Origin of the sequence: Blochmannia endosymbiont of Camponotus modoc (assembly GCF_023585785.1) — a bacterium.
In the GTDB taxonomy this organism is placed as follows: Bacteria; Pseudomonadota; Gammaproteobacteria; order Enterobacterales; family Enterobacteriaceae; genus Blochmanniella.
Genome location: NZ_CP097765.1, coordinates 757,093 through 777,976 on the forward strand (window position 1 = coordinate 757,093; position 20,884 = coordinate 777,976).

The window sequence follows — 20,884 nt, forward strand, 5'->3', positions numbered from 1 at the left end:
ACTATTCAGTGTTGTTAAAAGATAATAATTGCTTATAAGTTAACATAAATACGCCTTTTCCTCCGTTAGAAAGACGCAACCAACGAAATGGTATATTTGGATAACGTTTTATTAATGCCATTTTAGTACTACCTACTTCGCATATTAAAGTTCCGTTTGTATTTAAATGATGCATAACGTTCATTAATATTTTTTGAATTATTTTTAATCCATCATTATCTGCAGATAATGATATCACAGGTTCATAATGAAATTCTTTCGGTAATTTATATATATCCGAATTCTTTACATAAGGAGGGTTAGTTATGATTAGATCGTATTTTAATTGTGGCAAATTGCTAAATAAATCGGAATGAATAGGGAAAACACGATGTTCTAAATTATATAGTTTTATATTGTGTTCAGCTACTTTTAATGCATCGATAGAAATATCTACTGCATCTATTTCGGATTTTTGGTAAACCGTAGCTATTGCAACAGCGATACATCCGCTGCCAGTGCCTATATCAAGAATACGATATGGGTAATGGGGTAACAGATCATTAAAACATGATGTAATTAGCTCTCCAATTGGAGAGCGAGGAATAAACACTCGTTTATCTACGTAAAACTTTAAACCACAAAACCATGCTTGATAAGTTAAGTAAGGGACTGGTATGCGTTTATTGATGCGATAGTTAACTAACTTGATTATCTTAGAGCGCTCGCTAGAGGTTAAACGAGCTTGATATATTTGGGTTGGAATATTTATAGGCAAATATAAACTAGGTAGTATTAAATGTAATGTTTCGTCCCAAAAATTATTAGTACCATGTCCATAAAAAATTGGGTTAGCATTAAATTGACTACTACTCCAACGTAATATGTCTAATATAGTATGAATTTCTGGCAGTGTTTCCTTAGTTATTTTCTTCATAGATTGTAATTCCTGTGATTATATTCATATACGGATTTTATAAAGTTATTGTGTTCGAGAGTGTAATTTGTTTTATAATTAAAAATTAAAGTATTATATATTTGTAATATATGTACAAATAGTGATATTGGTGTTATAGCTAATTTAATAAATGTATAATATGAGAATGGTTATCATGTAATGACGTATTAGTGTTTATTGACTGTATATATAGATATTTTATATATGATTTTGTACTTTGTTGTAGTTATATGTTGATTTTAATTTATTAAACTTACTAATTTTATGCATATGCAATACAATTGCATTAAATGCGCTTTGTAATTAATACAATATTTTGGTTTAAAATCAGTACTAGTTGTAAATATATGTTTATGTTTCTAGTGAACTATCATTGTTGTGTTTATATTTTCCATAAATGTGTTACGATTTTTTTTGTTCTATGAGATGTAGTGTTATTTATTTTGAAACAGTATACTTTGATGATTAAATCACATTATATATAATTATATTAGTATACGTTTGATACTATCATATATTATAACGGTATAAATAATTATTAGATCGTAAAATAATACAGTTTTTGTAGTTGGATTACAATTTAAGGGGATATATCCTGAAGATCAATAGAATATTCTTTTAAATATTTATATAAGTAATGGTTTGGTTTTTAAATTATTGAGTTCTTTCTTATGTTAATAATTTTTACCGTACGATTTAACATTTTAAGTAGATATGTTTAGGTTTAGTACGATTTTGATATTACAAAACATTATTATCATGAGGGTATATAAAAAAAATGAAACGCGCTGTTATCACTGGTTTAGGGATTATATCAAGTATTGGAAATAATCAGAATGAAGTTTTGGTTTCTTTAAAAAATGGTAAATCTGGGGTCACTTTTTCTCAAGAATTAGAAGAATCTGGAATGCGTAGTCATGTTTGGGGTAATATTAAACTTAATACATCAGGATTAATTGATCGTAAGATTGCTCGCTTTATGAGTGATGCATCTATTTATACTTATTTATCTATGGAACAGGCCATAATAGATTCTGGATTGTCTGAAGGTATGGTTTCTAATGATCAAACAGGATTGATTGTCGGATCTGGAGGGGGATCTCCACGTAATCAAGTTTCTGGATCTAATGGAATGCGTTTGCGTGGTTTGAGAGGAGTGGGTCCTTATATGGTAACTAAATCTATGGCTTCAGGTGTATCAGCATGCTTGGCTACTTCTTTTAAAATTCGTGGGGTCAGTTATTCTATTAGCTCCGCTTGTTCTACATCTACACATTGTATCGGAAATGCGGTTGAATTAATTCAATCAGGAAAACAATCTATTATTTTTGCTGGAGGCGGAGAGGAATTATGTTGGGAAATGGCTTGTGAATTTGATGCTATGGGCGCCTTATCTACGAAGTATAATACGACACCAGAGAGAGCATCTCGTCCTTATGACATTAATAGAGATGGATTCGTAATTGCGGGAGGCGGAGGGATAGTTGTAATAGAAGAGTTAACGCATGCTTTAAGTCGTGGAGCTTATATTTATGCAGAAATTGTTGGGTATGGAGCTACGTCTGATGGATGTGACATGGTTGCTCCTTCTGGAGAAGGAGCAATTCGATGCATGAAAATGGCATTAAGAAATGTTGGAGGTTCGATAGATTATCTTAATGTGCACGGTACATCAACTCAAATAGGTGATATTAAAGAAATTTGGGCTATTCGTGAAATTTTTGGTGATCAACATCCTTCTTTTTCTTCTACTAAGTCAATGACCGGCCATTCATTAGGTGCCGCTGGAGTTCATGAAACTATTTTTACTTTATTAATGTTAAAACATAATTTTATCGCTCCAAGTATTAATATCGATCATTTAGATCCATATATGAAAAACATGAAAATTATTGTTAATAATTCTGTTTATCGTAAATTGAAAACAGCCATGACTAATAGTTTTGGGTTCGGAGGAACAAATGCTACATTAATTATGAGTAAATATTCCTGAATGTTTTGTCAATATTTTGGTTATATAAGATTTAGTGCCGTACATTGTATTTTATGTGTATAAAATACAATGTATAATTGTAAATGTGTATGTTCAGGGATGTTGAGGTTTAAACTTATATTACATTTATATGATCGGATATGACGAATCATGCAAGCGTGGTGAGTAGTTATTATGATTATTTTAATTTTTGCATAATATAGTAATTTGTTTGGAGGATTAATTTGAGAATTTTGGCTGATAAAAATATACCACATATTTATAAATTATTTGGTTTACATAATACAGTGACAATTTGTGAAGGACGTGTTATTTCTGGTAAAGATGTAAGAGATATAGATATTTTGATAGTACGTTCAGTGACAAAAGTCAATAAATTATTATTAGATGATAGTTCTGTAACATTTGTGGGTACTGCAACCGCTGGAGTTGATCATATTGACCAAAATTATTTAAAAAAATATGGAATTAATTTTGTTTATGCTCCAGGAAACAATGCTGTAGCAGTAGTAGAATATGTTTTTTCAGCATTACTTTGGTTGGCGCAGCGCGGTAGGTTCTTTTTGCGCGACAAAATTGTTGGAATTGTGGGGGTAGGACATATTGGTAGTTTGTTGAATAAGAGATTACGTAACTTCGGTATACATACTTTATTGTGCGATCCGCCATTAGAAAAAACAAACTCAAATAAACCTTGGAAGTCTTTTGAAACGTTAGTTGCTGAAGCAGATATTTTAACTTTTCATACTCCTTTAATTTATTATGGAGATTATCCTACATGGCATATGGTTGATATTGATGTGTTAGAGGCGTTGCCTTCTAATCGTGTTTTAATTAATACTTGCCGAGGCTCTGTAATAGATAACAATGCTTTGCTAAAAGTTTTAGAAAATGGTAAACAATTAAATGTGATATTGGATGTGTGGGAAACAGAACCAGAATTATCTTTACCTTTGTTATCTTACGTGGATATAGGGACTCCTCACATTGCTGGATACTCTACTGAAAGCAAAACACGTAGTATTGTACAAATATATAATGCATACTGTAATTATTTTAACATTTTTAATGTAATTAATTTATCTGCGTTGGATCCTTCTGTGATTTATTATTTAAGAGTTCAGAAAGAAATAGATGAAAAGTTGTTATATAAATTGGTTAAATTTGTGTATAACATACAATATGATGATGTTATATTAAGACGATTTGCTGCTAAATCAGGAGGATTTGACAAGATACGTAAACATTATTTAGCTCGTAGAGAGTGGTCTTCATTACGCGTAGAAACATACATAGATTCTAATAATGAAATATTAACTAAGTTAGGTTTTAATGTATGTTGTGTGTAAAATTATATTTGTGTATGTGTTGTATTGCATCTATGTTTACTAGTTTTGGATTGTAATGCATATTGAGTGGGTTATGACTGTATTTTTTTAGGGTAAAGAGTTTTTGTATTATACAAGCATTTTTTAAGGATTATTGTGTGTATGTGTTGAAAAGTGTTTTATGTACAATTTATTCTGAGTTAGGTATATCTATTTTTATATATAGTAGATAAGCGTTCATATTTTTTGTTGATAAAAGAATGACATGTAGTATATGGATTTTCCCATTAACAGTTATTACGTGTTGATTTTACGATATTTTTTATCTTTTGAAGATATAGATTATGAACCCATTGTGCTTTGCGGTTCCATTTTCATTGAATTTAATTAGCTTGTGTTTTATGTGTATGCATTGTTTTGTTAATATAAAATATCAGTTATGTATCTTTATATTTAATTGGAACTCATGTAAACAGTATTAATCTCATATAGATTCATCATATATTTATAAAAGTTATAGTGTAATGCAAAAATTAGCTTTAGGCATTGAATACGATGGGTCTTGGTACTGCGGCTGGCAAAGACAAAGAGATGCGCCAAGTATCCAGAGTTACATAGAAAACGCTATAAAAAAAATAACAGATGAGTCAGTAACGGTATTTTGTGCGGGCAGAACCGATTCTGGAGTACACGCTTTGGGACAAGTTGTTCATTTTGAAACTTATTCTCGGCGCTCAAAATCAGCTTGGACATTGGGTATGAATCGTTATTTGCCGTCAAGTATTTGCGTACGCTGGGCTAAATTAGTAAATAAAAACTTCCATGCTCGCTTTAGCGCTATTTCTCGTCGTTACTGTTATATAATCAATAATAGTTGTATACGATCTGCTTTGTTATTTAGAAAAACTTGGCATTATAAAAAATATTTAGATCACAATAAAATGTGTGATGCTGCTCAGTATTTATTAGGAGAAAATGACTTCTCTTCGTTTCGTGCCGCAGGGTGTCAGTCATATTCAACGCGAAGGAAATTATATCATATACGTATCATACGAAAAGGTCAATGTATTGTGATAGATATTAAAGCTAATTCTTTTATGTATCGTATGGTACGAAATATTGTAGGTAGTTTAGTAAAAGTTGGTTGTGGGGAGCAACCAGAAACATGGATTGCAGAGTTATTAGAAAATTGCAATAGATCACTAGCTGGTGTAACAGCTCCAGCTAGTGGTTTATATTTGGTGGAAGTTAAATATCCTTCAGATTTTTCTATCCCTTCTTCTTTCATCGAAGAACTGTGGTGTGCATAAATATTTTACATTTTGTATTGCATTATTATCATATTTGCACATATTTCTGTGAATCTATGTTCTAATGAGAAATGAATTACATGTTTATAATTATTTTTATAAGATGTCTTTATGCGATTGAATTATTTTTATTATATTTTGAAAAATATGTACATGAAAATAATTATATATATCATATATTCGACGTAGTATATTACTCTCAATGAGGCGGTAGTTCTATTAAGCTATATTTTTAATAATGGATTTATTTTTTATAAATAATTTATGAACATGGAATTATTAATATTTACAATATATAAATATATGTTAAACATGTTTAATTTTGTTAAAAATTTAAAGGTTAAAAATGAGTTGGATTGAACGAATTCTTAATAAAAGCACCATTATACCCACCAGAAAAATAAATATTCCAGAGGGAATATGGACTAAGTGTGATAATTGTGGCCAATTATTATATAAAAAAGAGTTAGAACGTAATTTAGAAGTGTGTCCTAAATGCGATCATCATATGAGAATTGCAGCGAGGGTACGTTTATTTTCCTTTTTAGATCAAGGAAGTACATCTGAATTAGGAAGTGAATTCGAACCCAAAGATATTTTGAAGTTTAGAGATTCGAAAAGATATAAAGATCGTTTAATTTCAGCACAAAAAATAACAAAAGAAAAAGATGCATTGATAGTTATGCAGGGTACTTTATATGGTATGAAGATTGTTGCTGCTTCTTTTGAATTCGCTTTTATTGGCGGATCGATGTCTTCTGTAGTGGGAGCTCGTTTTGTGCATGCAGTAAATCAAGCCTTAAAAATTAGGTGTCCATTAGTTTGTTTTACTGCAAGTGGTGGTGCTCGTATGCAAGAAGCTCTTATGTCTTTAATGCAAATGGCGAGGACTAGTGCCGCGTTAGCTAATTTACATGAGCGGTGTTTACCATATATTTCTGTTTTAACTAATCCTACTATGGGAGGAGTATCCGCTAGCTTAGCCATGCTAGGCGATCTGAATATTGCTGAGCCAAAAGCACTGATAGGATTTGCTGGGCCTAGGATTATTGAGCAAACAGTTCGAGAAAAATTACCGTTGGGATTTCAACGCAGTGAATTTTTGTTGGAAAAAGGATCGATTGATCTAATTGTACGTAGACCAGATTTACGATTTAAAGTAGCAGGATTATTAGCTAAGTTAACTCAACAACCAATACCAAAAGTTGATTATAGGCATTCTGTTGAATAGATACCTATATTTGTATTAATTTATATCCATGCAAAATACTACAATAATTAAAATTTTTGTAAAATATGAATAAAATTTTTCATACTCCCACCGTGCAATCATCTCTTGGAAAATGGCTGCATTATATTGAATCTTTAAGTCATATATTAATTGATTTAAATCTCGATAGGGTACGAAAAATAGCTACTGATCTTGACTTAATACATCCCGCAGAGTATGTTATACTAGTCGGAGGTACAAATGGTAAGGGTACCACATGTTGTTTATTAGAAACTATTTTATTAAATAATAATAATACAGTTGGTTTGTATACTTCTCCCCATCTACTTTCTTATAATGAACGGATTCGAGTGTGTGGAAAAGAGCTGCCGGATAGTACGCATATTGAAGCATTATCTGTTATAGAGTCCGCACGTCATCATATTGCACTAACTTATTTTGAATTTATTACTTTGTCTGCTTTGTATATATTTAAACGGGCTAAATTAGATTTAGTTATTCTTGAAGTTGGATTAGGTGGTAGATTAGATGCTACAAATATTGTCAACCCTGATATTTCTGTAATTACTAATTTTGCAATAGATCATACTGATTTTTTAGGTATAAACCGTGATATGATTGCACAGGAAAAATCAGGTATTTTTCGTTTTAAAAAACCAGCAGTAATTGGTGAAAGTTGTTTTCCAGTGATTGCGCGAAAAATGGCGCAATATTGCGGAGCAATGTTGTTTGCGCGTGGAAGGGATTGGAATTTTCGTGTTTATGGAAATAAATGGATTTGGTGGGGGGAGCGCTCTAATGATTGTAGATTATTACATGATTTACCGTTACCTATAATCCCAATAGAAAATGCCGCTACAGCGTTAAGCGTATTATATTGGTTACCTTTTTTGGTTGATAAAACAGCAATAAGCTATGGGTTGCAAGTAGCTACTTTGCCAGGACGTTTTCAAATAGTTACTCGCAGACCGTTTGCAATATTAGATGTAGGGCATAATCCTCATGCTGCTCATTATTTGACTCAACGATTATCTGTTATTCTTTTAAGAAGGACAGGTAAAGTGAGAATGGTTATAGGAATGTTAAAAAATAAGGATATTAAAGGTACCATATGTTGTTTAAATCATTTAGTTGATATCTGGTATTGTTCTGATTTAAATGTCCCGTTTTCTGCGAGTTCTGTAGAACTATCTGATTGTTTGTTGAATTGTAATGTTCAGAGATTTAGTAATATATTAGATGCTTGGAATCAGGCTGTATTAGATGCATCATTTGATGATTGCATTTTAGTATTTGGATCCTTTCATGCTGTCAGTCCAATTATGAGAAATATAATGAAATAGTTATAAATTTATATTTTGGTGTATATGCTGATCAGTGTTAGGAAATTATGGTCTTTGATGTTCTTGTTATTAAATAGTTTTACATTAATTATTTAATATTAATATAAGTAGAAAATAGAAAATCAAAAACTAATGATCTTAGGTCGTTAGATATTTTAGTTGTATATAAATTGTATGTGTCAGAAAATTGATCGTAAATTAATTAAATAAATTTAGAGAAATTATTTTTCTATTATTTTGTGATTATTTATTTGGAAATTGCATTCTTTAAGAGAATGCTATCAGTAATATATTGAATTTTAAATTTTAGTTAATTTAATTTATATTTTATACTTATGATCGCTGTAATATATATTATATATGTTCTATATATAATATATATTTTGTGCAAGGATACACCAGTTACTATATAGTATACAGAATCATATCGCCCATTGTGTTGTATAATGCTGTATGTATGGGGTTTTGTATCATTTTTTTAATTTTAACTTGTACCAAATAAAAATGGATATAGTAAATAGTTTTATAGATTCATGAAATCAATTATTAAGTATGTCATTATGAGTGTATTTTTAATGAAACGGGATAGTAAAAATTTAAATGTTTATGTTTTATAGTAGTGAAACTTATAATTTGATGTAAATGTAGTGTTCAATAACAAAAAAAAGCAGGTATATAATTTGTGTGATACTTATCATTGGGGTTTAATAGCATTTATAGTTGGAATCTTATTTTTATGTGTTTTTATGTTGTCTTGTGGATATTTTCTGGGAGGATGTTCAAGTTCACGTTCTAAAAATGTGCCATTTGAGTCGGGAATTAAATCTATAGGGAATGCTAGAATACAATTCTCTGTTAAATTTTACTTAATTGCGATGTTTTTTGTAATTTTTGATGTAGAAGGAATATATGTATATGCTTGGGCTGTATCTGTGCGAGATGTGGGTTGGATAGGGTTTAGTGAGATTTTTATTTTTATTTTTGTTTTATTAGTAAGTTTAGTATATTTGATACGAATTGGTATGTTTGATTGGATAGAACAATCATCACGATATGTCCATTGTGTAGATGATTTTGATATTGATACTTCGAGATATTTAAAAAAGTAATAAAAGGTAGCAGATATGAAATATACTTTAACGACAGCTCGAACAGATAATAGTGAAGATGAGCAATATCCTCTTCAAGAAAAGAAGATTGTGACAGATCCGTTAGAAAAGAATATTCAACGGAATGTTTTTTTTGGAAAATTAAGTGTTTTTTTACATAAAATTGTTAATTGGGGACGAGGCAATTCTTTATGGCCTTATAATTTTGGATTATCCTGTTGTTATGTTGAAATGACTACCGCGTTCACTGCAGTACATGATGTTGCTCGGTTTGGTTCAGAAGTGCTACGCGCCTCTCCTCGTCAAGCGGATTTTATGGTTATAGCGGGTACTCCGTTTCTTAAAATGGTGCCAGTAATACAACGATTATATGATCAAATGTTAGAGCCTAAGTGGGTGATTTCTATGGGGGCTTGCGCGAATTCTGGAGGTATGTATGATATTTATTCTGTGGTGCAAGGAGTAGATAAATTTCTTCCTGTAGACGTCTATATTCCTGGATGCCCACCTAGACCTGAAGCGTATATTCAGGGGTTATTATTATTAAAAAAGTCTATTAATGAAGAACGACGTCCACTTTCTTGGGTGTTGGGAGGTAAAGGAATATATAGAAGAAATATGGAGTCAGAGCGTCAACGTAAACATAATGCCCGCATAGCAGAAACTATTTTCTCTTCTCCAGATGATGAACTTAATGTATATTCAAAACAAAATGGCGAGGCATAATCAATATTTTAAGAGTTTTTGTGATATAATTATCATTAGTTGGTAGATATTATGCGTAATGATTCTACAGGTGCATCTTTAATTAAAAATATTTACCCGATATTAGATGATTTATTTTCTGTATTCAGTTCTGTAGACTTTGTGCTACAACCTACTCATACTGGAATTTTGATCATTTGGATCAAACGTGAGATGGTAATCCCGGTGTTGACATTTTTAAAAACAACATCAAAACCGTATATTATGTTATATGATTTGCATGGTATAGATGAAAGGTTGCGTATACATCGCGAAGGATTGCCAAAATCAGATTTTACAGTGTTTTATCATTTAATTTCCATATTACGTAATGATGATGTAATAATAAAAGTTCCTTTGCTAGAGCAATCTCTATACGTGGAGACAATAGTGTCTGTGTTTAAAAATGCGAATTGGTATGAACGGGAAACGTGGGAAATGTTTGGAATTCATTTTGATAAGCATCCTAATTTAACGCGTATAATTATGCCAAAAAACTGGAATGGATATCCGTTACGCAAAGAATATCCAGCTCGTGCTACAGAATTTAATCCTTTTATTCTTACGAAACAAAAAGAAGATTTAGCAATGGAAGGATTATTATTTAAACCTGAAGAATGGGGAATGCATAGACATAGTAAACATGAAAATTTTATGTTTCTTAATTTAGGACCTAATCATCCTTCAGTGCATGGAGTATTTCGTATGATTTTACAATTAAATGGAGAAGAAATTATAGATTGTGTTCCAGATATTGGTTATCATCATCGAGGTGCTGAAAAAATGGGAGAACGACAAACTTGGCATAGTTACATTCCTTATACTGATCGCATTGAATATTTAGGGGGCTGCGTCAATGAAATGCCCTATATTTTAGCTGTTGAAAAACTTGCTGGAATTGTGGTACCGGATAGAGTAAAAGTGATCCGCATTATGCTGTCTGAATTATTTAGAATTAATAGTCATTTGTTGTATATTAGCACTTATTTACAAGATGTAGGTGCTATGTCTCCAGTTTTTTTAGCGTTCACTGACAGACAGAAGATTTATGATGTTATTGAATCAATTACCGGCTCTCGTATGCATCCGGCATGGTTTCGTATTGGGGGGGTTGCTCATGATTTGCCTAGAGGTTGGGAGTGTTTATTAAGAAAATGTCTTGACTGGATTCCAAATCGTGTTTCTTTTTATGTTAAATCAACATTGGAAAACAGTATATTTAAAAAACGAGCGTGTGGTATTGGTGCATATAATTCCAAAGACGCATTAGATTGGGGAGTAACTGGAGCAGGATTGCGTGCAACTGGCATTGAATTTGATATACGTAAGTCACGTCCTTATTCTGGATATGAAAATTTTGATTTTGATGTACCAATAGGAAATGGAATCAGCGATTCTTACAGTCGAGTAATGTTAAAAGTAGAAGAAATATATCAAAGTGTACGTATTTTGGAACAATGTTTGCAGAACATGCCAATAGGTCCATTTAAATCAGATCACCCTTTAGCAACTCCTCCTATGAAAGAATACGCCCTACAACATATAGAGACTCTCATTAATCATTTTCTGCAAGTATCATGGGGTCCTGTTATCCCAGCTAATGAGTCCTTTCAAATGATTGAAGCCACAAAAGGTATTAATAGTTATTATTTAATTAGTGATGGAAATACCATGAGTTATCGTACTCGTATTCGTACTCCTAGTTTTCCTCATTTACAGCAGATTCCACATGTTATTCGTGGTAGTTTAATATCTGATTTAATTGTGTATTTAGGTAGCATTGATTTTGTTATGTCTGATGTAGATCGTTAATAAATGGAGAAATATGAGTAATATTAAAATTAATGATACGTCTACTGGTTTAACTAGTAATGGTTTTTTTCAATTAAGTCAAGAAGAATATAATGCTATTCAAGAGGAATGTACACATTATGAAGATATGCGCTCCGTTTCTATTGAAGCGTTAAAAATTATTCAAAAAAATCATGGGTGGGTACCAGATGAAGCAATTATATTGGTTGCTAAAATATTATGTATTTCTGCTGCTGATTTAGAAGGTGTCGCGACATTTTATAATCAAATTTTTCGTCAACCGGTAGGTCGTCATATCATTAGGTATTGTGATAGCGCGGTGTGTTACTTGGTTGGGTGTGAAAAAATTAAAAACACTTTAACATATCTGTTGAATATTACAGTGGGTAGTACAACTTCAGATAATCGCTTTACCTTATTGCCTACTTGTTGTTTAGGTATTTGCGATAAAGCTCCAGTCATTATGATAGACAAAGATATTTATCCTTGTATAGTTCCGGAAACAATTACAAAATTGTTAGGACAGTATTTATGAGCAATACTTATGATATTAGCGCAGAAAATAATCCACTTACATGGAGAATGCGTGACGATAAACAACCAGTATGGTTGCATGAATATAAATCTAAAAATGGGTATCGAGCCGCGTATAAAGCAATTACTCGAATGTCTCCAGAAGAGATTATTGGATTAGTTAGAAATTCAGGTTTAAGAGGTCGTGGCGGCGGGGGTTTTTTTACCGGAATAAAATGGTCCATGATGTCTCAAAGTAAGTCAGGCTGCTCTCGTTATTTAGTGTGTAATGCAGATGAAATGGAACCAGGAACTTATAAAGATCGATTTTTAATGGAACGATTGCCTCATTTATTATTAGAAGGTATATTAATTTCAAGTTATGCTTTAGGGGTATCACGAGCGTATATTTTTTTGAGATATGAATACATAATTGTGGCGAAATATTTAACTCGCGCTATAGCCGAGATTAAATCAATTGGATTGATTGGTAAAAACATATTGAATAGTGAGTTTAATTTTGAGTTATTCTTACATACAGGAGCTGGAAGATATATTTGTGGAGAAGAAACAGCGTTGATTAACGCTTTAGAAGGTCGTCGAGCAGTACCGCGTTCTAAACCACCGTTTCCAAGTCATGTAGGATTGTGGGGAAAACCTACATGTGTCAATAATGTTGAGACGTTATGTAACATTCCAGGAATTATTGAACATGGGACCATTTGGTATCAAAATATTTCTTCTAAAAAAAGCAATGATTCAGGTACAAAACTAATGGGATTTTCTGGTCGAGTAAAAAACCCAGGGGTTTGGGAGTTACCTTTTGGTACAACTGCTAGAGAAATTTTAGAAGATTATTCTCAAGGAATGTGTCCTGGTTTTAGCTTAAAAGCATGGCAACCTGGGGGTGTGAGTACAGATTTTTTAACTAAAGATCATTTAGATACACCTATGGATTTTGATAATATTGCTATTTCTGGCAGTAGATTTGGAACTGGTATGGCAATAGCAATAGATAATACCATAAATATGGTGTCTTTAGTGCGTAATTTAGAAGAGTTTTTTTCACGAGAATCTTGTGGTTGGTGTACTCCTTGTAGAGATGGTTTACCGTGGATAGTAAAGTTATTGATTTCTTTGGAAAATAAAGATGGTAGGCCTGGAGACATAGAATTGTTAGAGAAATTGTGTTGTGTACTTGGACCTGGAAGGACTTTTTGTGCTCACGCCCCAGGAGCTATAGAACCTTTGAAAAGTGCTTTAAAATATTTCAAAAATGAATTTGAATTGGGTATTTATAAAGTTTATAAAAAGGAATTGAATCGTATTGCTTGTGTGCAAATTAATTAAAGAATTTTTTATCAAACATAAATATAATAATCATTTATATGTTCAATATAAAGAATGTACATTGATGATTTTTAAACTTTTTCAGGCACCAACAAAATATAAAATTGGTATATTAAAATGATGATTTCTATTTATATAGAAGGGAAAAAGTATACGGTGGAAGATTCAAAAAATATACTGGAAACATGTTTGTCTCTTGGATTCGACATTCCTTATTTTTGTTGGCATCCTGCTTTAGGCAGTGTTGGAGCTTGCAGGCAATGCGCAGTGAAACAACAACATTTTGGTAACACAATAAAAGATACAAAAAGTCATTTGGTGATGTCTTGTATGACACCAGTATCAAATGGTAGTTCTATTATTATTTTTGATGATGAGGTAGAAGAATTTAGAAAGAATATATTGGAGTTGTTAATGATTAATCATCCTCATGATTGTCCGATATGCGAGGAAGGAGGTAATTGCCATCTTCAAGATATGACAGCAATGGTTGGACAAACATATCGTCGTTATAGGTTTAATAAGCGTACACATTATAATCAATATTTGGGACCGTTTATTGGGCATGAAATGAATAGGTGTATTACTTGTTATCGCTGCATACGATATTATAATGATTACGCCGGAGGTGATGATTTAGGGGTATTTGGGGTGCATGATAACATTTATTTTGGACGAGTACAAGATGGTATGTTACGAAGTGAGTTTTCTGGAAATTTAATAGAGATATGCCCTACTGGAGTGTTTACTGATAAAACACAGCCACAAAATTATACCCGTAAATGGGATATGATTTTTGCGCCGAGTATTTGTCAACAATGTAGCGTTGGGTGTAATATTATTATAGGTGAGCGTTACGGAAAGTTGTGTCGTGTTGAAAATCGCTATAATGGCAATATTAATGGTTATTTTTTGTGTGATCGTGGCCGATTTGGATGCGATTACGTTAATATTGATAATAGACCTAAAATTCCATCGAATAAGCAAGGCGATAATTGGGTTGTGTTGAATGAAAGACAAGCGATACAAGAGGCTGCTAATGGATTAAAATATAATTGTAATAGGATAATTGGTATTGGATCTTCTCGTGCCAGTATGGAAAGCAATTTTTCTTTATTAAAATTGGTAGGACCAGATAATTTTTATAATGGGATTAATAATCTTGAACAAGAGCGATTATTATTAATAGTTGAAATACTGTGTAATAGTGGTATTCAAGTCCCGTCATTACATGAAGTGGAAAGTTATGATACAGTGTTAATATTAGGAGAGGATTTAACTCAAACTGGAGCACGAGTAGCACTGTCGATACGTCAGGTAGTTAAAGGAAAAGCTCGTAAAGACGCAGGGGATCAAGGAATTTTTGATTGGCAATCTGCGGCTATTATAAATAGCGCTCAAGGTATTAAAAATAATATATTGATAACTGGGGTTGACAAGACTAAATTAGACGATGTTGCTATATTAACATATTATGATTCAGTACAAAATCAAGCACGGTTTGGTTTTGCTGTTGCTCACGCTTTAGATCATACTGCTCCCGAGGTTAAAGATTTTGATTCTAAACTGAATGAGAAATTAGATATAGTTGTACAAAAATTAATGGAAGCGCGCAAGCCATTAATTATTTCAGGAAGTAATGCAGGTAGTAAAGAATTAATTGCTTCAGCAGCAAATATTGCTCGTGCTTTAAAAAATCGTGGGAGTGAAGTTGGAATTACTTTTATCGTAGGAGAAGTAAATAGCATAGGTTTAGTAATGTTAGGTAAAAAAAGTCTCGATGTTGCTCTTGTAGATATTTGTAGCACTAACACTTCATCCGTTGGTTTAATTGTCTTAGAAAGTGATTTGTATCGTCATGCACAGGCAAATCAAGTTGATGTTGCTTTAAATAAGGTTAATTATTTAATTGTATTAGATCATCAATATACTCTGATTCAAAAGAAGGCAAATTTAGTTTTACCAGTTTCTAGTTTTGTTGAAAGCGATGGGACTGTGATTAATTACGAAGGGCGTGCACAAAGGTTTTTTCGCGTATATAAGCCACAAAGTTATGAAAAAAATACAGTTATTTTAGAAAGTTGGAGATGGTTATATTTAATACATGATTGCTATATAAATTATATTAGAAAGAAAAATTTGAATATTGATCAGATTATAGATGCTATTATTCATTATTTTCCAAAATTAATTGGTATTAAACAGGCATCTCCGGACGCATCTTTTCGTATATATGGGCGAAAACTAGCTCGTGCACCGCATCGTTATAGTGGACGTACAGCGATGTATGCTAATGTTGATGTACACGAACCCTATATATCACAAGATGATGATACGATGTTTTCTTTTTCTATGGAAGGTAATCATGATGTTCAATCTTTTCATAAACAAGTGGCGTTTGCATGGGCTCCGGGATGGAATTCTCCACAAGCATGGAATAAATTTCAAGATAAAGTAGGTGGGAATTTGCATTTTGGTAATCCGGGAATACGTGTATTACACACTGACAATGGTTCAACATTGAATTGGTTTAATATGATTCCTCAATCCTTTAAAATTATGAAAAATGTTGATCGGTGGTTGATAGTACCTTATTGGCATTTATTTGGTAGTGAAGAAACTTCTCAGCGATCCAAGTGTATTCAAGATTGTATGCCAAATCCTTATGTAATGCTCAATCAATTAGATGCGTTGCAATTAAAAATACAAAAAAATATGTTGCTTAAATTTACATGTGTTGATCAAATTTTATGTTTACCGATTAAATTTAGTACTAATTTACCTATAGGCCATATTGGATTACCTTTAGGTTTTCCAGGTATTCCTTTATTTTTATCTGGTATGTATGCACAAGATGTTCAAGGGGTATTATTGTGATGTTTGGTTCGTCAGAAATTGTTACGAAACATTGTTTTTCCTCCATTTTTCATGCGGTAATTATTTTGTTAGTGGTATTTGCTTGTGGTGCATACATGAGTTTTTTAGAACGCAGGTTATTGGCGTTGTTTCAAAATCGTTATGGTCCTAATAGAGTAGGTTGGCATGGTTCATTACAATTATGCGCTGATTTAATTAAGGTTATGTTCAAGGAGGATTGGATCCCTCCATTTTCTGATCGTATCGTATTTGTTTTAGCCCCAGTGATAGCTTTTATTTCATCATTAATGAGTGTATTGATTATTCCTTTTACGCCTACGTGGATAATATGGGATTGCAATATTGGTGTATTATTCTTTCTTATGATGTCAGGGTTAATGGTTTATTCAGTGTTGCTTGCGGGTTGGGCAAGCAACAATAAATATGCTTTAATTGGAGCTGTGCGTGCTGCGGCTCAAACTCTTAGTTATGAGGTATTTTTAGGTTTATCTATAATGGGTGTAGTTGCCAAAGCTGGATCGTTTAATTTAAAAAATATAGTTGAAGATCAATTATATCTGTGGAATGTAATTCCTCAATTTTTAGGATTTATTACTTTTTTTTTAGCGGGTATGGCTTTATGTCATAGACATCCATTTGATCAACCAGAATCAGAACAAGAGTTGGCAGATGGTTATCATATTGAATATTCCGGTATTAAATTTAGTTTATTTTTTATTTCTGGATATATCAATATGATTGTCATTGCGTCATTCATTGTAACACTGTTTTTTGGAGGGTGGAAAGGACCTTGGTTTCCTCCTGTAGTTTGGTTTATTACTAAAACTTTTTTATTGTTGATTCTGTTTATATTGATACGTGCGGCGTTACCACGTCCACGTTATGATCAAGTTATGTTGATAGGTTGGAAAATTTGTTTACCAATGACGTTGTTTAATTTATTAAGTACTGCTGTTGTTATTTTATTATAATTATTAATATAGGTTACATATATTATGATGAAGTTAAAAAAGTTTTTTATAGATATTGGTTCTATATTACGTAGTATTTGGATGATAGGCATGCAAGCATTTAGTAAACGTGAAACTCGGATGTATCCCGACGTTCCGTATATTCCATCACCTAGATATCGTGGTCGTATCGTATTGACTCGAGACTCTTCGGGTCGAGAACGTTGTGTAGCTTGTAATTTATGCGCTGTAGCTTGTCCAGTAGGGTGTATTTCTTTGAAAAAAGGAGAATCTACAGATGGTCGGTGGTATCCAAAATTTTTTAGAATCAATTTTTCTAGATGTATTTTTTGTGGTATGTGTGAAGAGGCATGTCCAACAGCAGCTATTCAATTAACTCCAGATTTTGAAATGAGTGACTTTAAAAGACATGATTTAGTGTATGAAAAGTCTGATTTATTAATATCGGGTCCTGGAAAATATTTAGAGTATGATTTTTATCGATTTTCTGGTAAGGAAATATTAGATAAAAAAAAGGGGGACGCGATAAAAGAATCAAAGCCTATAAATGTTAAAAACATATTACCTTAATTTTAAAGTGATGGTTAATGAGAGGAGTGTGGCATGATGGCTCTATTTTATATTTCTGGAATTATAGCAATATTGTCTACGATATGTGTAATACTGCATTATAATCCAATGCGTGCTTTATTATACTTAATAGTTTCATTTTTATCTATATCATGCAATTTTTTTTCTGTAGGAGCATCTTTTGCTGCTGCCTTGGAAATTATTGTTTATGCCGGAGCTATCATGATTTTATTCGTATTTGCGATAATGATGCTTAATACAAAAAATATTATATTTGGTATACAAAAAGAAAGTAGATTTTTAAACCCCATATTATGTTGTGGTTCTGCGTTGTTGGTAGGTATTTTGTTTGCGATTTTACTGTACATATCCTTTGGGTTAAAAGATGATTTTATAAATGTAAACAACTCAATAATAGATTCAAAACAAGTTAGTGTTGTATTATTTGGTCCATATATATTAATGGTAGAGCTAGCGTCATTTTTATTATTAGGTGCGTTGATTTCTGTGTTTCATTTGTCTCAAAATCATACATTATCTGATGATTGCATTGATTCTACTTAATTAAAAAAATATAAAATATGATTCCTTTATCGCATGCTTTTAGTTTATCTATAATTTTATTTATATTAGGTTTAATAGCTATAATAATAAGACGTGATTTGTTGTTTATATTATTAGGTTTAGAAATTATGATTAACGCTGCTGCTTCAGCATTTGTGATAGTAGGATCTTGTTTGGGGCAATCAGATGGTCAGGTTATGTATATTTTAGTAATTACTTTATCTGCTTCTGAATCTGCAGTTTCTTTAGCATTATTACTTCAATTATATCGTCGTTATCATACATTGCACATTGATAATATTAGTGAGATGCGTGGATGAATTTACTTTTTTTAACTATACTTTTCCCATTATTAGGATTTATTACGTTAGCTATTTCTCAAGGAAAATGGTCAGAAAAGACTTCTTCTATAATAGGAGTAGGTACGGTAGGTATATCAGTATTGGTTGCTATATACATCATATTTAATTTTTATTGCAATTCCAGTAATGACATTAATTTTGTGTTTGTACAGGAACTTTGGACCTGGTTTACTATTGATACCTTATGTATTACTGTAGCACTTAGATTAGATGGGTTGTCCTTAATCATGTTATCAGTAATTATTGGTGTTGGATTTATCATTCATTTATATGCCGCTTGGTATATGAGTGGATGTGAAGGATATTCTCGTTTTTTTGCTTACACTAATTTATTTATGGCAAATATGGTGCTTTTGGTGCTTTCAGATAATTTGTTATTGATGTACTTTGGATGGGAAGGCGTAGGACTGTGTAGTTATTTATTAATCGGATTTTACTATTCTGATTCTAGGAATGGAATAGCAGCTTTAAAAGCATTTATTATTACTCGTGTTGGAGACATATGTTTGGTATGTGCGTTATTCATGATTTATGATCAATATCATACCTTGAGTTTTAGTAAATTACTAACGTTGGAACTAAAATGTTCATCGTGTCATATTTTTAATGATATCACATGGGTATCTTTTATGTTACTTATTGGGGCAATAGGCAAATCAGCTCAGTTACCCTTACAAAATTGGTTAACTAGCGCTATGGCTGGTCCAACTCCAGTGTCGGCATTGATTCACGCAGCTACTATGGTCACTTCTGGTGTGTATTTAATAATTCGTATGAATAAATTTTTTTTAATGACTCCAAATATTTTATACTTGACTGGTGTTATTGGTTCATTAACTGTGATTTTATTTAGTTGTTCCGCGTTATTTCAGAGCAATATTAAAAAGATTTTAGCATATTCTACTATAAGTCAAATAGGATACATGTTTTTAGCGCTCGGAGGTCGACATTGGGATGCAGCTATGTTTCATTTAGTAACACATTCTTTTTTTAAAGCGTTGTTGTTTTTATCTGCGGGTTCATTAATTTACGCTTGCAGATATGAACAAAATATTTTTAAGATGGGAGGGTTATATAAATTTATACCTTTAATTTATGTTTGTTTTTTAATAGGCGGAGCATCTTTATCTGGAGTACCTATAATTACTGCTGGAGTTTATTCAAAAGAAATGATCATGTTAAAAACATTAGCTAATCATGATTATTTTTTCTTGTTATCTGGATTAATAGGAATGTTTTTAACACCTATTTATACGTTTCGAATGATTTTTGTTGTGTTTCATGGTGAAAAAAAAATAGAGCCATGTGTATGTAATAAAATCACTCAAAATTTACCATTAATCTTATTGTTATTGTTATCGACGTTTATTGGTGGATGGATAAAATTACCTTTGTTAACAGATACTATAATTACTAACGTTGGTGAAGTGTATAATTATAGTCAAATATATTTTGAAATAATATCGGGGCTTTTAGTAATGTTTGGTATTTGGTTGGCATCAATTTTTTGGATGGATTTTTTGCGTGGGATTACAAGACCGGTTATTAGACCTCGTGCAACAGAAGTAGTAGAACGATACATAGTATTGTTATGTTATTATGGATGGGGATTTGATTGGTTTTACAAATTGATATTTATAAAGCCATATTTATTTATAACAAAAAAATTGTCTTATTCTGATCCAGTTGATGTAATAGTGAATGTTATCGTATCGTTATTATGTTGGATTAAGAATGGTTTGATATGTAGTGAAAATGGTAAACTCAGTTGGTACATAGTATCAATGAACATAGGGGCAATTATGATATTAATCATGATATTAATTTATGATCGTCTGTAAATCAGTATAGTATTCTTGATTTATAATAT

General features: G+C 31.8%; 17 protein-coding genes. 16 read left to right on the plus strand and 1 reads right to left on the minus strand.

Annotation, left to right across the window (positions count from 1 at the left end):
* Position 1 precedes the first annotated feature (1 nt).
* Complete coding sequence (prmB, locus tag M9396_RS03190; protein ID WP_250256660.1) at positions 2–916, minus strand: 50S ribosomal protein L3 N(5)-glutamine methyltransferase; 915 nt, start codon at positions 914–916, stop codon at positions 2–4.
* Positions 917–1,715: 799 nt separating this feature from the next.
* On the opposite strand from prmB, the gene fabB reads away from it, so the two are divergent.
* From fabB to nuoL, 16 genes are all read left to right on the plus strand, one after another.
* The gene (fabB, locus tag M9396_RS03195; protein WP_250256661.1) at positions 1,716–2,930 is read left to right on the plus strand and encodes a beta-ketoacyl-ACP synthase I; all 1,215 of its coding nucleotides are present in this window, start codon (positions 1,716–1,718) and stop codon (positions 2,928–2,930) included.
* A gap of 224 nt (positions 2,931–3,154) precedes the next feature.
* Positions 3,155–4,279: a 4-phosphoerythronate dehydrogenase gene (locus M9396_RS03200; protein WP_250241366.1), complete on the plus strand. Its 1,125-nt coding sequence runs from the start codon at positions 3,155–3,157 to the stop codon at positions 4,277–4,279.
* 503 nt (positions 4,280–4,782) lie between these two features.
* Positions 4,783–5,568, plus strand: a complete 786-nt coding sequence (gene truA, locus M9396_RS03205) for a tRNA pseudouridine(38-40) synthase TruA (RefSeq protein WP_250241364.1) — start codon at positions 4,783–4,785, stop codon at positions 5,566–5,568.
* Positions 5,569–5,914: 346 nt separating this feature from the next.
* Positions 5,915–6,799 (plus strand): acetyl-CoA carboxylase, carboxyltransferase subunit beta, encoded by an 885-nt coding sequence (gene accD / locus M9396_RS03210; protein ID WP_250241362.1) that lies wholly within the window; start codon positions 5,915–5,917, stop codon positions 6,797–6,799.
* A gap of 65 nt (positions 6,800–6,864) precedes the next feature.
* Positions 6,865–8,142 carry a bifunctional tetrahydrofolate synthase/dihydrofolate synthase gene (gene folC, locus M9396_RS03215; RefSeq protein WP_250256662.1) on the plus strand — a complete coding sequence of 426 codons (1,278 nt, stop codon included), beginning with the start codon at positions 6,865–6,867 and terminating at the stop codon, positions 8,140–8,142.
* Between the two features lie 746 nt (positions 8,143–8,888).
* The gene (gene ndhC / locus M9396_RS03220; protein WP_250256889.1) at positions 8,889–9,251 is read left to right on the plus strand and encodes an NADH-quinone oxidoreductase subunit A; all 363 of its coding nucleotides are present in this window, start codon (positions 8,889–8,891) and stop codon (positions 9,249–9,251) included.
* A gap of 15 nt (positions 9,252–9,266) precedes the next feature.
* A complete protein-coding gene (locus M9396_RS03225) occupies positions 9,267–9,977 on the plus strand; it encodes a NuoB/complex I 20 kDa subunit family protein (RefSeq protein ID WP_250256663.1) in 711 nt (236 codons plus the stop codon).
* 39 nt (positions 9,978–10,016) lie between these two features.
* Positions 10,017–11,807: an NADH-quinone oxidoreductase subunit C/D gene (gene nuoC / locus M9396_RS03230; RefSeq protein WP_420022210.1), complete on the plus strand. Its 1,791-nt coding sequence runs from the start codon at positions 10,017–10,019 to the stop codon at positions 11,805–11,807.
* Positions 11,808–11,820: 13 nt separating this feature from the next.
* A complete protein-coding gene (nuoE, locus tag M9396_RS03235; protein ID WP_250256665.1) occupies positions 11,821–12,342 on the plus strand; it encodes an NADH-quinone oxidoreductase subunit NuoE in 522 nt (173 codons plus the stop codon).
* Entirely contained in the window at positions 12,339–13,670 is a 1,332-nt protein-coding gene (nuoF, locus tag M9396_RS03240; RefSeq protein ID WP_250256666.1) for an NADH-quinone oxidoreductase subunit NuoF, read from the plus strand. The genes nuoE and nuoF overlap by 4 nt, the downstream gene beginning before the upstream one ends.
* Positions 13,671–13,787: 117 nt before the next feature.
* Positions 13,788–16,547 carry an NADH-quinone oxidoreductase subunit NuoG gene (gene nuoG / locus M9396_RS03245; RefSeq protein WP_250256667.1) on the plus strand — a complete coding sequence of 920 codons (2,760 nt, stop codon included), beginning with the start codon at positions 13,788–13,790 and terminating at the stop codon, positions 16,545–16,547.
* Complete coding sequence (gene nuoH / locus M9396_RS03250; RefSeq protein ID WP_250256891.1) at positions 16,547–17,518, plus strand: NADH-quinone oxidoreductase subunit NuoH; 972 nt, start codon at positions 16,547–16,549, stop codon at positions 17,516–17,518. Before nuoG ends, nuoH begins: the two co-directional genes overlap by 1 nt.
* Positions 17,519–17,545: 27 nt before the next feature.
* Positions 17,546–18,088: an NADH-quinone oxidoreductase subunit NuoI gene (gene nuoI, locus M9396_RS03255; RefSeq protein WP_250242459.1), complete on the plus strand. Its 543-nt coding sequence runs from the start codon at positions 17,546–17,548 to the stop codon at positions 18,086–18,088.
* Positions 18,089–18,121: 33 nt separating this feature from the next.
* The gene (gene nuoJ / locus M9396_RS03260) at positions 18,122–18,652 is read left to right on the plus strand and encodes an NADH-quinone oxidoreductase subunit J (protein WP_250256668.1); all 531 of its coding nucleotides are present in this window, start codon (positions 18,122–18,124) and stop codon (positions 18,650–18,652) included.
* 17 nt (positions 18,653–18,669) lie between these two features.
* Entirely contained in the window at positions 18,670–18,972 is a 303-nt protein-coding gene (nuoK, locus tag M9396_RS03265; protein ID WP_250241341.1) for an NADH-quinone oxidoreductase subunit NuoK, read from the plus strand.
* A complete protein-coding gene (nuoL, locus tag M9396_RS03270) occupies positions 18,969–20,855 on the plus strand; it encodes an NADH-quinone oxidoreductase subunit L (protein WP_250256669.1) in 1,887 nt (628 codons plus the stop codon). The genes nuoK and nuoL overlap by 4 nt, the downstream gene beginning before the upstream one ends.
* Positions 20,856–20,884 lie beyond the last annotated feature (29 nt).

Excerpts from the sequence above, each read along its gene's own strand:
- prmB (WP_250256660.1), bottom strand. The coding sequence starts at position 916 with ATGAAGAAAATAACTAAGGAAACACTGCCAGAAATTCATACTATATTA.
- fabB (WP_250256661.1), top strand. The coding sequence starts at position 1,716 with ATGAAACGCGCTGTTATCACTGGTTTAGGGATTATATCAAGTATTGGA.
- truA (WP_250241364.1), top strand. The coding sequence starts at position 4,783 with ATGCAAAAATTAGCTTTAGGCATTGAATACGATGGGTCTTGGTACTGC.
- accD (WP_250241362.1), top strand. The coding sequence starts at position 5,915 with ATGAGTTGGATTGAACGAATTCTTAATAAAAGCACCATTATACCCACC.
- folC (WP_250256662.1), top strand. The coding sequence starts at position 6,865 with ATGAATAAAATTTTTCATACTCCCACCGTGCAATCATCTCTTGGAAAA.
- ndhC (WP_250256889.1), top strand. The coding sequence starts at position 8,889 with ATGTTGTCTTGTGGATATTTTCTGGGAGGATGTTCAAGTTCACGTTCT.
- M9396_RS03225 (WP_250256663.1), top strand. The coding sequence starts at position 9,267 with ATGAAATATACTTTAACGACAGCTCGAACAGATAATAGTGAAGATGAG.
- nuoE (WP_250256665.1), top strand. The coding sequence starts at position 11,821 with ATGAGTAATATTAAAATTAATGATACGTCTACTGGTTTAACTAGTAAT.
- nuoF (WP_250256666.1), top strand. The coding sequence starts at position 12,339 with ATGAGCAATACTTATGATATTAGCGCAGAAAATAATCCACTTACATGG.
- nuoG (WP_250256667.1), top strand. The coding sequence starts at position 13,788 with ATGATGATTTCTATTTATATAGAAGGGAAAAAGTATACGGTGGAAGAT.
- nuoH (WP_250256891.1), top strand. The coding sequence starts at position 16,547 with ATGTTTGGTTCGTCAGAAATTGTTACGAAACATTGTTTTTCCTCCATT.
- nuoI (WP_250242459.1), top strand. The coding sequence starts at position 17,546 with ATGAAGTTAAAAAAGTTTTTTATAGATATTGGTTCTATATTACGTAGT.
- nuoJ (WP_250256668.1), top strand. The coding sequence starts at position 18,122 with ATGATGGCTCTATTTTATATTTCTGGAATTATAGCAATATTGTCTACG.
- nuoK (WP_250241341.1), top strand. The coding sequence starts at position 18,670 with ATGATTCCTTTATCGCATGCTTTTAGTTTATCTATAATTTTATTTATA.
- nuoL (WP_250256669.1), top strand. The coding sequence starts at position 18,969 with ATGAATTTACTTTTTTTAACTATACTTTTCCCATTATTAGGATTTATT.